Raw genomic sequence first — 14121 nt, forward strand, 5'->3', positions numbered from 1 at the left:
GATGCTGACTACACTTCTTTCCATTTTGACCAACCGCATTCTGTGGAGCTTCCTCGGCGTAACGGCGCTTGCGGCGGTGATCTGGATGATTGGTCCCCTGTTGTCCATCGTGGACACCCGACCGCTCGAGTCTGAGCAGAACCGCATTATCAGCATTGCCGTGGTCTATCTGCTCTGGGCGCAGGGCCACATTCTGCCGCGCCTGTACAACGCCTGGCTGAACCGCAAGCTGATGGACAAGCTCAAGGAGAACACCGCCAGCCCGGAAGCGGCGGATCCGCAGAAGCGGCTGAACAGCGAGGAGCAGATCCTCGCCAGCCGCTTTGATGAAGCCGCGCAGATGCTGAAAAAAGCGCACTTCAGCAAAGCGGGCCAGGGCGCCCAGTGGACGCAGCGCTTCAGCACGCAATATCTCTATCAGCTGCCGTGGTACGTCATTATTGGCGCGCCGGGATCCGGTAAAACCACGGCGCTGGTTAACTCCGGGCTGCAGTTCCCGCTGGCCGATCGCTTCGGTAAAACCGCGCTGCGGGGCATTGGCGGCACGCGTAACTGCGACTGGTGGTTTACCAATGAAGCGGTGCTGCTGGACACGGCGGGCCGCTACACCACCCAGGAGAGCGAGCAGGTGCAGGACGCCGGCGAATGGCTGGAGTTCATGGGGTTACTTCGCAAGTATCGCCGCCGCCAGCCGATCAACGGCGTTATCATCACCATCAGCATTTCTGACCTGCTCACCCAGTCCGCCGAGGCGTCCCGCCAGCAGGCGGTGAACCTGCGCCAGCGTCTGTCCGAGCTGCATGAACAGCTGGGTATTCGCTTCCCCGTCTACGTGATGGTGACCAAGGCCGACCTGCTTAAAGGCTTCCGCGCCTGGTTTGCCGACTACGACAAAGCGCAGCGCGACCAGATCTGGGGCTTTACGCTGCCGTGGGAGCAAACCAAACACGCCGATTACGACCTGATGGGCAACTTCCAGCAGGAGTTTTCTCTGCTCCAGCAGCGCCTTGATGCCGGGCTGCCGGAAACCATGCTGAAAGAGCATGACGCGAAAACCCGCGCTGAAGCGTATCTCTTCCCGCAGGAGTTCGCCGCGCTGCGTCCGCTGCTGGCGGATTACCTGAGCACGGTCTTCGCCCGCTCCAACTTCGAAACCGAGTTCTCTCCGCGCGGGATCTACTTCGCCAGCGGGACGCAGGAAGGCATGCCGTTCGACCGCGTGATGGGCGAACTGAACCGCGCGCTGTCGCTGCCGGAAGGGGGAGAGGCGGATAACTGGGATTCGGTCAGCAAAGAAGCGCCTATCCCGGGGGCAAAAGGCCAGAGTTTCTTCATTAAGAACCTGCTGCAAAACGTCATCTTCCAGGAAGCCGGGATCGCGGGCGAAAACCGCTGGTGGGAGCTGCGCAACCGGGCGGTGATCTGGTCCGGCTACGCGGCGCTGCTGGCCCTGCTGGTCGTCCTCGGCGGTCTGTGGCTGACCAGCTATGCCAAAAACAAGGCCTATCTGGAAGAGGTGGATGCGAAGGTGCCGCTGCTGGACCAGCAGAGCAAAGCGCTGCAGAACCAGACCCAGCGTGACCTGTTCGATCTGCTGCCGCTGCTGAACGGTCTGGTGGACCTGCCGAAAAGCGACGCGTTTGATGTAAACGATCCGCCCGTCTCCCGCCGTATGGGGCTCTACCGCGGAGATGACGTCAGCGATGCCTCGCAGTCTCTGTACCAGAAAGCGCTGGATCAGATGCTGTTGCCTGCCGTCGCTATGCACATCACCACCTGGCTGCGCAACGACAACGGTAGCGATGTGGAATATAGCTATGAAGCGCTGAAAGCCTATCAAATGCTGTATCAGCCGAAGCACTACGACGGTAAATTCCTGCATTCGTGGGTGATGCTCAACCTGCAGCGAAATCTGCCGCAGAACGTCACGAAGGCGCAGCTGCAGCAGCTTGAATGGCACCTGACGCAGCTGCTGGAACCGAAAATCCAGGCCTCGCCGTACGCGCAGGATGAATCTCCGGTGGCCCGCGAAAGAGCGATGATCGGCCAGCAGCCGCTCTCCACGCGCGTTTACGGTCGTCTCAAACGCCTGCTTGAACATGATGACAACCTCAAGCCGGTCTCCCTTTCCGATCTGGGCGGACCGCAGAGCGAGCTGGTGTTTTCACGCAAAAGCGGCAAGCCGGTGAGCGAAGGCGTGCCGGGTCTTTATACGCCGGACGGCTACTGGAAAAGCTTTAACGGCCAGATTAACAGCGTAACCACCGCCCTGCACGAGGACGACGCCTGGGTGCTGGGGGCAGCGACGGCGCAGGAGGATAAACAGCAGATCGATAACGCCGTGCGCCAGCTCTACATGCGCGACTTTATCGCGAACTGGGATCGCTTCCTCGCCGACATTCAGCTCAATAACAGCGCCGATCTCTCCCAGCGCATCAACACCGCGCGCCTGCTCTCCGGCGCAAACTCGCCTCTGCGCCGTCTGGTGCAGAACCTGAGCCAGGTCCTGACGCTGTCACGCAATGCGCCAGCGCCGGAAGATGCGGATAAAGCGCAGGCGCAGAGCAACCGTGCCACCCGCACGCTCGAAGCGCTGTTCAGCAACAATGACGCTGCGCCGACCCAGGCCGCCGTGGTCACCCAGGCGCCGGAACAGCTGGTCACCGACCACTACGCGCCGATGATTGAGCTGGCGCAGCCGCTGGAAAAGGGCGGGAGGACCATCGTGTTTGATGATTTTCTCAAGCAGGTGGATGAGCTCTATCGCTACCTGACCGCCGTCCAGGACGCGGCCAACAGCGGTATGCCGGCACCGGGCGGCGAGGCGATCAGCCGCCTGCAGGCCAGCGCCGGTCGCCTGCCGGGCGGGCTGCAAACCATGTTCAGCAATATGGCGGTGGGCGCCAGCAGCGATACCCAGCGCCGCGACCTCGAAAACGTGCGGAAGCGGATTAACGTTGAGGTGGGCGGATTCTGCCGTCAGGCAATCGCCGGCCGTTACCCGCTGGTGCGCAGCGCCAGCACCGAGGTCACCCCTGACGATCTCGCGCGCATGTTTGCGCCGGGAACCGGGTTGATGGACGCTTTCTTCCGCGACAATCTGACCAATAAAGTGGATACCACGCAGGCAAACTGGCGCTTTATGCCGGGCATCGACGGTAAAACGCTGCCGGGAAGCGAAGGGTTGCTGAGACCGTTCCAGCAGGCCCAGTCGATTCGCGACGCCTTCTTTGCTAATGGCGCCACGACGCCGTCCTTCAAGGTGACGGTTCGCACCGTGCGAATGGATAACTCCATTCTGAACCTGACGCTGGACGTCGACGGCCAGCTGCTGCGCTACAGCCACGGCCCGCAGGCCGTGCAGATCATGAACTGGCCGGGGCCGGGCGGCACCAACCAGGTACGCATGCAGCTGGGGCTGGCGAACGGCAGCACGGCGACGCTGGTCACCAACGGCGCCTGGGCGCTCAACCGCTTCTTCGATAAAGCGAGCACCAGCCCGGGCGCGGGTAGCCTGAGCCGTCAGGCCACCTTCAACGTCGACGGACATCAGGTCACGCTGGAGTTTGCGCCAAACAGCATTCGTAACCCGTTCCAGCTTCCCCGTTTCTCATGCCCATAACCGCAAGGACAGCCGTATGACGAATACCCCTGCGATGAACCGCTACAGCTGGTATGGCAAGTTACCCAGCGCCGGAGATTTTTTGCAGCGTCGCTTTCCTGACACTTTACAGCGCCAGTGGTCACACTGGTTCCAGGTCGGCCTGCTGGCCTGGCAGCAGGAAGAGCAGCGCAGCGGCGAGCGCCAGTTTAACAAAGCGCCAGTCTGGAATTTTGTGGTACCGCCCATGCTGGGCAGCCAGATGATCCAGATGGGCTGTCTGCTGCCCGGCCGCGACAGCGTTGGCCGACAATACCCGGTTTGCCTGCAGCTGAGCTTCGCCCCGTCAGAGTGGTCGACCAGCCTGCTCAGCCAGGCCGAAAGCTGGTACCAGCAGATTGGGCGCCTGGGGCTGCACGCGGTGCGCAACAGTTTTTCCGCCTCACAGCTGGATGAGATGCTGATGACCATTCCGGCGCCGCAGCCCGTCGAGCCGCAAAAGCGTTCCGACATCCTTGATGTGATTGGCTATGACGAGGACGGCCAGAGCACGCTGGGCTGGCCTCAGGCGGCCGAGTGTTTTGATCCGCTGCGTCAGACCAGCTACTGGTGGACCAACCGCTGCGACGGCTACCCGCTGTACACCCACGTGCACAGCGGTAACTTTACCGGGCAGCTTTTCACCCTGCTGTTCGACCCGGCAGGGGGCGCCCGTCCGGGGCGTCACGGTCTCTATCCGCCCATGTTTGAATAAGCAGGGATCTCATGAATATCGAAGAATTTCTCGCGCCAATCAGTCCCGAAAAACCCTGCGGCGAAAACCTGGAGTACGACGCCGACTTCCAGATCATGAATCAGGCAAGTCTTGGCAAAGCGGAACAGCAGTTTGGCGACACCATTATCCCGGCAGAGCCCGCTGACTGGAACACGGTGGAAAAATACGCCACCAGCCTGCTGACCCGCACCAAAGATCTTCGCGTACTGCTGGCGTTAACCCATGCCTGGACGCGCCGCCGCGGGCTGGCGGGCTACGCGGACGGATTATTGCTGGTGCAGGAGGCGATCGCCCGTTACTGGGAGACGCTCTATCCGCTGCTGGAAGAGTATGGCGAAACCGATCCGTTCTACCGCATTAACGCCCTGGCAGGGCTGAGCGATAAATCCGACCTCACCGTCGCCGTGCGAAACGCCTCGCTTCTGCGTTCAAACGGCGATGAAATTTCGCTCCGGGATGCTCAGGCCCTGCTGGACGGCAGCAAAACGGAATGCCCGGACTATCCCGGCGGGCGTCCACGGCTGATTGACGAGCTGGCCCGCGGCGACCAGCCGGGAACCGCAGCGGTTATCGTCATTAACGAACGTCTGCTGGCGATTCGCGAGCTGCTCTTCGGGCATCTCGGTGAAAGCGGCGTGCCCGAGATGGAACAGCTGCTGAAAACCGTCGGGCTGGTCGCCAGCGCGTGTCAGGTAACCGACATCAGCAAGCTGCTGCCGAACCGTGAGGCGCAGGCAGAACCCCAGGCCGAGCAGCAGTCGACGGCAGCGCAGCCCGTTCAGCCGGTCGCCGACTGGCGCAGCGTGCAGATCACCAGCCGCGCCGACGCGCAGCTGATGCTGGAAAAAGCGAAGCAGTATTTTGCGCAGTACGAACCGAGCCACCCCGCACCGCTGATGATTGAACGGGTGCAGCGGCTGTCAGAACTTAACTTTATGGACATTATTCGCGACCTTGCGCCAGACGGCGTTAACCAACTTGAAAACATCTTTGGGCGCCGCGAATAACGCGTCCAGGCATTATGACGACAGGCATGGAGCCTGCCGTTTCACCTTCACCGCGCATCTTTGATGGAGAACATCATGGCAATGAGTAACAGTGGGCAGAAATTCATCGCACGTAACCGTGCCCCCCGCGTGCAGATCGAGTACGACGTAGAGATCTACGGTGCAGAACGTAAGATTCAGCTGCCGTTTGTGATGGGCGTCATGGCCGATCTGGTCGGCAAACCGGTTGAAAATCTGCCGGCCGTCGACGAGCGTAAATTCCTCGAAATCGACATCGACAACTTTGACGAACGCATGAAGGCGCTGAAGCCGCGCGTGGCGTTCCAGGTGGATAACACCCTGACCGGCGAAGGCAAGCTCAACGTGGATCTGACCTTCGACAGCATGGACGACTTCCTGCCGGATGCGGTGGCCCGCAAGGTCGAGCCGCTGAACAAGCTGCTGGAAGCGCGTACCCAGCTCTCCAACCTGCTGACCTATATGGACGGCAAAAACGGTGCGGAAGAACTGATCGCTAAAATTCTGCAGGATCCGACGCTGCTCAAATCCCTGAGCCAGTTGCCGAAAAATGATGAAAGCGCGAAAGGTAGCGAGGAATAATCGATGAGCAACCAGACTCAACAACACGAGCAGCAGGCGGGTCAGGCGTTCAGCCAGGATGAATTCAGCGCGCTGCTGAACAAAGAGTTCCGCCCGAAAACCGATCAGGCCCGTTCAGCCGTCGAAAGCGCGGTCAAAACGCTGGCGCAGCAGGCGCTGGAAAATACCGTCACTTTCTCCAACGACACCTACCGCACCATTCAGAACCTGATCGCCGGTATCGACGAGCAGCTATCGCAGCAGGTAAACCAGATCATTCACCACGAAGAGTTTCAGAAGCTGGAGAGCGCCTGGCGCGGTCTGAGCTACCTGGTGAACAACACTGAAACTGACGAGATGCTGAAGATCCGCTTTATGAGCATCTCCAAGCAGGAGCTGGGCCGCACCCTGAAGCGCTTCAAGGGCGTGGGCTGGGACCAGAGCCCGATCTTCAAGAAAATCTACGAGCAGGAGTACGGTCAGTTCGGCGGCGAGCCGTTTGGCTGCATCGTGGGCGACTACTACTTCGACCACAGCCCGCAGGACGTTGAGCTGCTGGGCGAAATGGCGCGCATCGGCTCTGCGGCGCACTGTCCGTTTATTACCGGTACCGCGCCGGGCGTGATGCAGATGGAGTCCTGGCAGGAGCTGGCTAACCCGCGCGACCTGACCAAGATCTTCCAGAACACCGAATACGCGGCCTGGCGTTCGCTGCGTGAATCCGAAGATGCCCGCTATCTGGGCCTGGTGATGCCGCGCTTCCTGTCGCGCCTGCCGTACGGTATTCGCACCAACCCGGTCGACAGCTTTGACTTTGAAGAGCAGACCGACGGTGCGAACCACAACAGCTACTCCTGGGCGAACGCCGCCTATGCGATGGCCGCCAACATCAACCGCTCCTTCAAAGAGTACGGCTGGTGCACCTCGATTCGCGGCGTGGAGTCCGGCGGGGCGGTGGAAAACCTGCCGTGCCACACCTTCCCGAGCGATGACGGCGGCGTGGACATGAAGTGCCCGACCGAGATCGCCATCAGCGATCGTCGTGAAGCTGAGCTTGCGAAAAACGGCTTTATGCCGCTGGTTCACCGCAAAAACTCCGACTTTGCCGCCTTCATCGGCGCGCAGTCGCTGCAGAAACCGGCGGAGTACCATGACCCGGATGCCACCGCCAACGCGCGTCTGGCCTCTCGTCTGCCTTACCTGTTCGCCTGCTGCCGCTTTGCGCACTACCTGAAGTGCATCGTGCGCGACAAAATCGGCTCCTTCCGCGAGCGCGAAGAGATGGAGCGCTGGCTGAACGACTGGGTCATGAACTACGTCGACGGTGACCCGGCGAACTCCTCTCAGGAGACCAAGTCCCGTAAACCGCTGGCCGCAGCGGAAGTGCAGGTGCAGGAGATTGAAGATAATCCGGGCTACTACGCCGCGAAGTTCTTCCTGCGTCCACACTACCAGCTGGAAGGTCTGACCGTTTCCCTGCGTCTGGTATCTAAACTGCCGTCGCTGAAGACGAAAGACGCGTGATGAGTGTAGCCGGCCCATTGGGCCGGCTACTTTTCGGTCAATACGAGATAGCTAATGAATTTGACAATGAAAGCGTTGATACGAAAATTCATCAGCTATTTAGCCATTTTTACGTTGCTAATAATTTCATTCATGCTGTTTGTGACGGTATCCGGCTACTATCTGTTTATCTTTGACTGGCCGGCAGAAGTCCCGCGAATCGCAATGCATGGATTCTTATGCACTGGACTTAATGCATTAGCGATAGGGATATACGTTGTCGCAGAAAAATGGAAAGAGAAAAGTTAGTATTTTACGCGGACTGATGCGCTGTGGGTCTTATGGCAAAGGATATAAGGTGAAACGTTTATGTTTTTTCCTCGTATTTATGACTTTTTATGTGTATTCCGGAAATAACTATCCTGATTTTTATCAGCAGCAAACATACCGGCAGGTTTTAAAAGATTTTGTTCTGGCGCGCTGCCTGGAGCAGGTAGCAGATAAAGGCAGCCAGTTTTCTGCTGATGCTGCCCGCAGTGCGAGTGCATTCATTGAGTGGATTCCTTTTGATGCTGAAAATGGCACTGAGAAAATGGATGCGCTCATTGGAAAATACAAAGATCACATTAACGGCTTTCATGCCGAACGAAAGCCCGATGTAAAAGGCGTTACGTTAAATTGCCTGCGTCTTTATCATAGTGACGAACTTAACAAGCTGGTACCTCAATTAATTATCGGAAATCCTGATCGCACCTGGATTCAGGATAACCCGCAGTAGTAAAGACTTCACATTCTTTCCGTTCATTCAGGGGGAATGTAAGACTGTCAAATGACACGGGTCATTTGATATGAGGCAGAGGTAAAATATGGACGGTTTTATTCAGCCCCATGCTTTCCTGTTTGCCATATAAGTGCTTTTTCGAAAGCAATATTGTTCATCCACGAAGAGTAGATATTATGGCTATTGATATGTTTCTGAAGGTCGAGGGTGTTACGGGCGAATCTAAAGATTCTAACCACACCGGCTGGACTGATATTACCTCCTTCTCCTGGGGCGCTTCCCAGCCAGGTAATATGAGCGTTGGCGGTGGCGGCGGTGCCGGTAAAGTTAACTTCAACGACCTGCACGTTAACGCGCTGATCGACAAATCCACCACCGCTATCCTGAAACACTGCGCCAGCGGCAAACACCTGACCAAAGTTGAGCTGTCCGTCTGTAAAGCCGGCGGCCAGCAGGTGGAATACTCCCGCATCACGCTGGAAGATGTGCTGGTCACCTCTGTTCAGTACACCGGTGCTGACAACGGCGATACCGTTGGTGTGACCTATGCATTCCAGGCTGCGAAAGTGAAACAGCAGTACTGGGAGCAGACCACGTCTGGTGGTAAAGGTGCTGAAAGCAGCGCTGGCTGGAACATCAAAGAAAACAAAGAAGCGTAATTGCGTATTTGGCCGGGGAGTTTTCCCCGGTCATTATCAACCGGGAAGGAAGATAGCATGGCAAGTTTGCAGGAAGGAGGCGCCCGTCCTCTCACCATTGGCGAAATAGCACTGGCTCGCTCGGTTTTTGGTGACGCAATAAAGTACTCAGAAGTTAAAGTCCATAATAAAAGCTATTTGCCGTTTAATATGCAGTCGACAGATGTCGCAATGACTCCCAATGGTGAGCTCTATTTTCGCGAGCCGCATTATCGGGATGACTTCTCGATAGAGGTTCCGCGATATAAACACTGGTTTATTCACGAAATGGTGCATGTATTGCAGCATCAGATTGGAATGAATGTTCGAACCCGAGGCGCATTCAGTTGGGCAGCAAGTTATAATTATTCTCTGCCCCCCGATAAAAAATTATCGGACTTTGGTATGGAGCAGCAGGCTTCTATCATTTCAGATTTTTATTATTTGATAAATTACGGTCTGGGTGATTTCCGAAACATTGCAGGTTTTGAGGGAATTATCGGACCCGACCTGAAGGATAAATATCTGCAGGTATTATCGTTGTTTATTCAAAATCCTAAAGACCGGCGGGTATGGTTATGAAACAGTTACTCAGTGTTGTAGCAATCGCATTAACGGTGAGTGCCTGTGTATCTCATCCTGCACAATATAAGTCGCTTTCGGTTACGCTAAAGGACAACGAACCCTGCTTTGCTATTCCCGCTAACTCCGGGTTAGACGCGCCTGTCACCAGCCATTCGCCCACCATAATGAAACGCGCGGGAAATGAATGGAAAGCGGTATCGCCGCCGTCAACGTTTAGCCCTGAGGTGACGTTAACGACCCAACAGTGTCACCAGTGGAAGGGGATTGCGTGGCAAGCCGGAGAATATGATGTTGCTCTGAAAGTGTCAGGGAAAAACGATTCTATTCGCTATGCTGCCCGTTTCACCTTACAAGAAGGTCCTTCAGGCCAGTTTAAGCTTACGCAGACCGAATAGAATGAGTTAACCCCAAACGCCGCGGCTCACGCCCGGGCGGATGCCGATATTATCGGCATTGATGACTACTGTTTACCGGGCACCTACCAACGCAACGTTCTGGAGCATGAAATGAAACGTTTACTGCTGCTCGCGTTGGCTTTAAATGCCTCTGCTGTTTATGCCCAAACGCTGCCTGATATCAGCGCTTTTTCTCAGCAACAAATCTTTGAAAACTGGGTGCAAAACCGGTGTATCGGTAAGATTGCGGACAGCAAAGCCCTGAAAGCTGATGCCGAGGCTAGTGCCGCCGCATGGCTCGAAGCTAGCAATTTGCCTGCTGAAAATTTTGAAAAAGCAGACAAGGTGATTGCTTCTCTACTGAAAGAGAAAGTGGGTGGCACTCAGCCGGGGCATTATCAGGTTTTGAAGTGCAGCTTAATCGCCAATAGCGATGCGATTCGTCCGCTGAATGCCCTAAAATAGCATTTCACCCTTTATTTATGCGTTAGACATAAGGAGTTTTCCATGGCAAATCAGTCAAACGTTGCTCCGGGTTACTGTGTGGTACAGCAACCGGGTACGCTGGATTTCAAGGCAAGACAACTGTTTGGTAATTCACGTGAGGATTTGTAGGAGAACAAATGATAATTTAATATTTAGCGGAGAATAGCGTGATTATTGATAACATGTACTCTGCTTTTATTATCTGTGTTTTTGCCATTTTTATAATCCTTATGCTAACGTTCTATGTTGATTACCGGAAACATTCCGGTCAGGTTGATAAAATCTATGAGTTGCTAATTCAAAAGAATTTTCTCAAGGAAGAGGATTATCAAACTTGGAAAAATCTTGGTTTTTGGGGGTTTGGTTTTCGCACTACAATTTTATCAAGGCTTGTGAAGGGCAAGCGTATAAAGTTGACGGAATCACGTTGGCTTGAGCCTCAATCTTGCAACAATGTTTTATCTGGCTTCGAATTATCCTGGATTAATTCATATAACAGAAAAGTTAAAGTTGCCACGGCTTTGTTTGTACTGCTTTTAATACTTGCGGGCGTTAATGAAATTTAATTATACATTGAAGATTTAAATATTTTTTTGGGCTAGTGCTCGCGCTGACGCTCCGGATATATGTAATGTTATCTGCCTGGTGCTAGTTAAGGTAAATATGGATGACTTGTTTTTGTTTTTTGTTGTGGTTTTGTTAATGGTTGTTGTAATGATGGATTTGTTCAGTTCTCGTTATTTCAAAAAACACGAGGCTGATTATAATCGGTTACTTTCAGACTATCGGCGCAAGGGATATGATCTGGATCTTGTAACCAACTATGCTTCTTTTTTTGGTTCGCTGGCCAATTATCAAAAAATAATCTGGTTTGTTCGCCTTTATAAAGGCGTTGAAATGAAATTCACGCGTGAAAGGCTTGTTCAGGAAGATGCTTATAAATATGTACAGTCGTTACCTGAAGAAAGAATTGGTTGGATGCTAAAATTACATCGCCGTTATAAGTTACAGGCGTTAATATTCACTCTATGGCTCATTGTTGGATTATATTTTATCACCTTCATTAAATAGTTTTTGATATTCAATTTCTCAAACGCCGCCGTTCTCGCCCCGAGAGCGGCAGCGTTTGAGCGCTAATCATACCAGCAGGAATACGCCATGCGATTCACGATTATTTCTACGAAACCCGGTCATCAGCCGCCGCAAAGCAGCTGTGATTTTTACGCCCCGGGCGGCACCATTGGGCGCGGTACGGATAACAATCTGGTGTTGCCGGATAATGACCGCACCATCTCTCGTCTGCAGGCCATTGTTCACGTTGACGCCCAGGGCGAATGCCGCGTGACCAACCGTGGCAGCGTCACCCGCGTGGTATTAAATGACATTCCGCTGGAGCGAGGGCGTCAGGTTGAGCTCCAGGATGGCGACATTCTCGGTATTGATGACTACCGTATCGAAGTGACCGAACTGATCCACGATACGCAGCCCGTGAGCCGTATGGCGGCCAGTATGCATCAGCAGGCGCGTCCGGCAGCCGCGTCCGCGCCCGCTGCGCAACCGAAGCCGGCGAGCGCCGCACCGCGTGGGAAGGCCGAGCCAACCGCCGTGCCAACGGAGATCTGGGATAGCCTGATGCAGGAGTTCTCCATCTCCGACAGCATCTCCAGCAACCGTACAAAACCGCAGCCTGCTGCATCGCACGATCCGTTCTCCCAGCCTGCGGCCCCGGAGCGTAACGCGGAAGATCCGCTGGCGATGTTTAACGACAGCGATCCAAAGCTCGAGCGTAAGAATGTCGACCCGGACACGCTGTTCAGCGACGAAGCGTTGTTCAAAAAAGAGAGTATTTTTGACGACGTCACCCCGTCAACGCTGGTGCCGCCGGGCGAGAATAGCCCCGTGAAGCCAGAAGACGAGGCGACGGATGAGCTCGATCCGCTGGCCCTGTTTGGCGGTAAGGCCAGCGCGCCAGCCGCGCGTAATGACGACCCGCTCGGACTGATGGGCGGCGCGCCATTGACCCATCCGGATGACATTATTGCCGAAAAGCCTGCGCCAGTGCCGGAACCCGAGCAGGAAGAGGACGTGCTGGCCGATTCTCCGCTATTCGCCCCTGAGCCGCAGGAAGAACCGCGTGCTGAAGAAGAGCCCGCGCGGCCGGATTACGCGGGCTTCACCATGCCAACGCCGCAGGCCGTGGCGCGCAGCAGCGCTCAGGCACCGAAGGGCCGTCTGCGCATTGACCCGGTCAATAACGCTGCCGCCCCAACCGCCACGGCAAACAGCGGTGAGAAGGGCGAAGTGCTGCAGGGCGAGCTGCTGGAGGCGCTGCTGGAAGGCATGGGCCTGAGCGAAATGCAGCCCGTCCCGCAGTTTGATCGTGAAAATATGCGTCAGCTCGGGCAGATCCTCGGCATGTTCTCTCAGGGAACCGTGGCGCTGCTCTCCTCGCGCTCCATCCTCAAGCGTGGCGTGAAGGCCGATATGACCATGGTGCTGGACGATGCCAACAACCCGTTCAAGCTGTTGCCGACCGGCAAAACCGTGCTGATCCAGATGTTCGGCACCCCGATGCCGGGCTTTATGCCGCCGACCAAATCCGTGCGCGACGCGCTGATCGACCTGCAGGCGCACCAGCTGGGCATGATCTCCGGTATCCGCGCCATCATTGCCGCGATGCTGCAGTCCTTTAACCCGGAACAGCTGGAAGAGCAGGCGAAGCAGAACGGGATGACCTCGCGTCTGGCGCTGCCGGGCAGCCGCAAAGCCGCCCTGTGGGACTATTTTGTTCGCAGCTATGGCGAGACGGCTGGCGAGATTGAGGATGACTTCCACACCCTGTTCGGCGAGGCTTTCCTTCATGCGTACGACATGGAGGTGAATCAGTACAAAGACTCACAGAGCGGATCGGAAGACAAATGAATATCGCAACGGCTTCTCTCTCCCGCCAGGGGACGCGCGCCAGCAACCAGGATCAGACGGGAGAAACCATAGGGGAACGTTCAGCCTGCTTTGTCGTCTGCGACGGCATCGCGGGCCTGCCGGGCGGTGAGGTGGCTGCAGAGCTGGCCCGCAACAGCATTATCTCCCGCTTCGATGGCGACAAACATCTTAATGCGCAGCATATCCGCGACTACGTGCAGACGGCTAACCGCACCATCCTCAGCGAACAGCAGGCCGTTCAGGACTATCGCCGGATGGGCACGACGCTGGTCAGCCTGTTCATTGACCGTGATTACGGCCTGGCCTACTGGGCGCACGCCGGAGACAGCCGCCTGTACCTGTTTCGCCGGGGATGGCTGTGGCATGTGACCACCGACCACAGCCTGGTGCAGCAGATGAAAGACGCCGGGCACCAGACCGACAACCTGAACAGCAACCTGCTCTATCTGGCGCTGGGAATTGAAAACGGCGGGCCGGAAGCGAGCTACAGCGACGTGGTGCAGGTTGAAGACGGCGATGCATTCTTACTCTGCACCGACGGGTTCTGGCACGGCGTTAGCGAAGAGCAAATGAAGCAGTCGCTGCATATGGTCAATACGCCGCAGGAGTGGCTGACCTTAATGAACCAAATCATTCAAAAGAATGGCGAACAGGAGGGGAATGCTCAGGATAACTATACTGCCCTGGCGGTATGGATGGGCAACCCTCAGGACACCACTTTGCTGCACACCCTCTCTGACGCAGCACAATTTCTTCCCTGCGGAACTGATTAGACACACAAGGAACGAT

Annotated in this window: 14 protein-coding genes; all 14 read left to right on the top strand. The window is 56.0% G+C overall.

Features of this window, described 5'->3' with window-relative positions:
• Position 1 precedes the first annotated feature (1 nt).
• The 14 genes from tssM to AC27FC_RS02745 all read left to right on the top strand — a co-directional run bounded on the left by tssM (position 2) and on the right by AC27FC_RS02745 (position 14105).
• A complete protein-coding gene (gene tssM / locus AC27FC_RS02680) occupies positions 2-3622 on the top strand; it encodes a type VI secretion system membrane subunit TssM (protein WP_196354257.1) in 3621 nt (1206 codons plus the stop codon).
• 16 nt (positions 3623-3638) lie between these two features.
• Complete coding sequence (gene tagF, locus AC27FC_RS02685) at positions 3639-4355, top strand: type VI secretion system-associated protein TagF (protein WP_033145799.1); 717 nt, start codon at positions 3639-3641, stop codon at positions 4353-4355.
• Positions 4356-4366: 11 nt separating this feature from the next.
• Entirely contained in the window at positions 4367-5383 is a 1017-nt protein-coding gene (gene tssA, locus AC27FC_RS02690; protein ID WP_196354258.1) for a type VI secretion system protein TssA, read from the top strand.
• Between the two features lie 75 nt (positions 5384-5458).
• Positions 5459-5983 (top strand): type VI secretion system contractile sheath small subunit, encoded by a 525-nt coding sequence (tssB, locus tag AC27FC_RS02695; RefSeq protein ID WP_008502644.1) that lies wholly within the window; start codon positions 5459-5461, stop codon positions 5981-5983.
• Between the two features lie 3 nt (positions 5984-5986).
• The gene (gene tssC / locus AC27FC_RS02700; protein ID WP_014884232.1) at positions 5987-7486 is read left to right on the top strand and encodes a type VI secretion system contractile sheath large subunit; all 1500 of its coding nucleotides are present in this window, start codon (positions 5987-5989) and stop codon (positions 7484-7486) included.
• A 367-nt stretch (positions 7487-7853) separates the two neighbouring features.
• The gene (locus AC27FC_RS02705) at positions 7854-8243 is read left to right on the top strand and encodes a T6SS amidase immunity protein Tai4 family protein (RefSeq protein WP_400457219.1); all 390 of its coding nucleotides are present in this window, start codon (positions 7854-7856) and stop codon (positions 8241-8243) included.
• Between the two features lie 179 nt (positions 8244-8422).
• Complete coding sequence (locus AC27FC_RS02710; protein WP_008502640.1) at positions 8423-8905, top strand: Hcp family type VI secretion system effector; 483 nt, start codon at positions 8423-8425, stop codon at positions 8903-8905.
• 57 nt (positions 8906-8962) lie between these two features.
• Positions 8963-9505 (top strand): hypothetical protein, encoded by a 543-nt coding sequence (locus AC27FC_RS02715; RefSeq protein WP_021240381.1) that lies wholly within the window; start codon positions 8963-8965, stop codon positions 9503-9505.
• A complete protein-coding gene (locus AC27FC_RS02720; RefSeq protein WP_064672688.1) occupies positions 9496-9903 on the top strand; it encodes a putative T6SS immunity periplasmic lipoprotein in 408 nt (135 codons plus the stop codon). Before AC27FC_RS02715 ends, AC27FC_RS02720 begins: the two co-directional genes overlap by 10 nt.
• Positions 9904-10014: 111 nt before the next feature.
• Positions 10015-10368: a T6SS amidase immunity protein Tai4 family protein gene (locus AC27FC_RS02725; protein ID WP_064672687.1), complete on the top strand. Its 354-nt coding sequence runs from the start codon at positions 10015-10017 to the stop codon at positions 10366-10368.
• A gap of 188 nt (positions 10369-10556) precedes the next feature.
• Positions 10557-10955, top strand: coding sequence for a hypothetical protein (locus AC27FC_RS02730; protein ID WP_094934696.1), 399 nt, complete (start codon positions 10557-10559; stop codon positions 10953-10955).
• A gap of 97 nt (positions 10956-11052) precedes the next feature.
• Positions 11053-11460, top strand: coding sequence for a hypothetical protein (locus AC27FC_RS02735; protein ID WP_194304653.1), 408 nt, complete (start codon positions 11053-11055; stop codon positions 11458-11460).
• Positions 11461-11547: 87 nt separating this feature from the next.
• Entirely contained in the window at positions 11548-13311 is a 1764-nt protein-coding gene (tagH, locus tag AC27FC_RS02740; RefSeq protein ID WP_196354259.1) for a type VI secretion system-associated FHA domain protein TagH, read from the top strand.
• The gene (locus AC27FC_RS02745; RefSeq protein ID WP_014884226.1) at positions 13308-14105 is read left to right on the top strand and encodes a PP2C family protein-serine/threonine phosphatase; all 798 of its coding nucleotides are present in this window, start codon (positions 13308-13310) and stop codon (positions 14103-14105) included. Before tagH ends, AC27FC_RS02745 begins: the two co-directional genes overlap by 4 nt.
• The last annotated feature ends 16 nt before the right edge of the window (positions 14106-14121 follow it).

This window comes from Enterobacter sp. C3_dUdeg (assembly GCF_057536195.1).

What these genes read in the sequence shown, in the direction of transcription:
- tssM (WP_196354257.1), top strand. Translation starts at nt 2, where the DNA reads ATGCTGACTACACTTCTTTCCATTTTGACCAACCGCATTCTGTGGAGC.
- tagF (WP_033145799.1), top strand. Translation starts at nt 3,639, where the DNA reads ATGACGAATACCCCTGCGATGAACCGCTACAGCTGGTATGGCAAGTTA.
- tssA (WP_196354258.1), top strand. Translation starts at nt 4,367, where the DNA reads ATGAATATCGAAGAATTTCTCGCGCCAATCAGTCCCGAAAAACCCTGC.
- tssB (WP_008502644.1), top strand. Translation starts at nt 5,459, where the DNA reads ATGGCAATGAGTAACAGTGGGCAGAAATTCATCGCACGTAACCGTGCC.
- tssC (WP_014884232.1), top strand. Translation starts at nt 5,987, where the DNA reads ATGAGCAACCAGACTCAACAACACGAGCAGCAGGCGGGTCAGGCGTTC.
- AC27FC_RS02705 (WP_400457219.1), top strand. Translation starts at nt 7,854, where the DNA reads ATGACTTTTTATGTGTATTCCGGAAATAACTATCCTGATTTTTATCAG.
- AC27FC_RS02710 (WP_008502640.1), top strand. Translation starts at nt 8,423, where the DNA reads ATGGCTATTGATATGTTTCTGAAGGTCGAGGGTGTTACGGGCGAATCT.
- AC27FC_RS02715 (WP_021240381.1), top strand. Translation starts at nt 8,963, where the DNA reads ATGGCAAGTTTGCAGGAAGGAGGCGCCCGTCCTCTCACCATTGGCGAA.
- AC27FC_RS02720 (WP_064672688.1), top strand. Translation starts at nt 9,496, where the DNA reads ATGGTTATGAAACAGTTACTCAGTGTTGTAGCAATCGCATTAACGGTG.
- AC27FC_RS02725 (WP_064672687.1), top strand. Translation starts at nt 10,015, where the DNA reads ATGAAACGTTTACTGCTGCTCGCGTTGGCTTTAAATGCCTCTGCTGTT.
- AC27FC_RS02735 (WP_194304653.1), top strand. Translation starts at nt 11,053, where the DNA reads ATGGATGACTTGTTTTTGTTTTTTGTTGTGGTTTTGTTAATGGTTGTT.
- tagH (WP_196354259.1), top strand. Translation starts at nt 11,548, where the DNA reads ATGCGATTCACGATTATTTCTACGAAACCCGGTCATCAGCCGCCGCAA.
- AC27FC_RS02745 (WP_014884226.1), top strand. Translation starts at nt 13,308, where the DNA reads ATGAATATCGCAACGGCTTCTCTCTCCCGCCAGGGGACGCGCGCCAGC.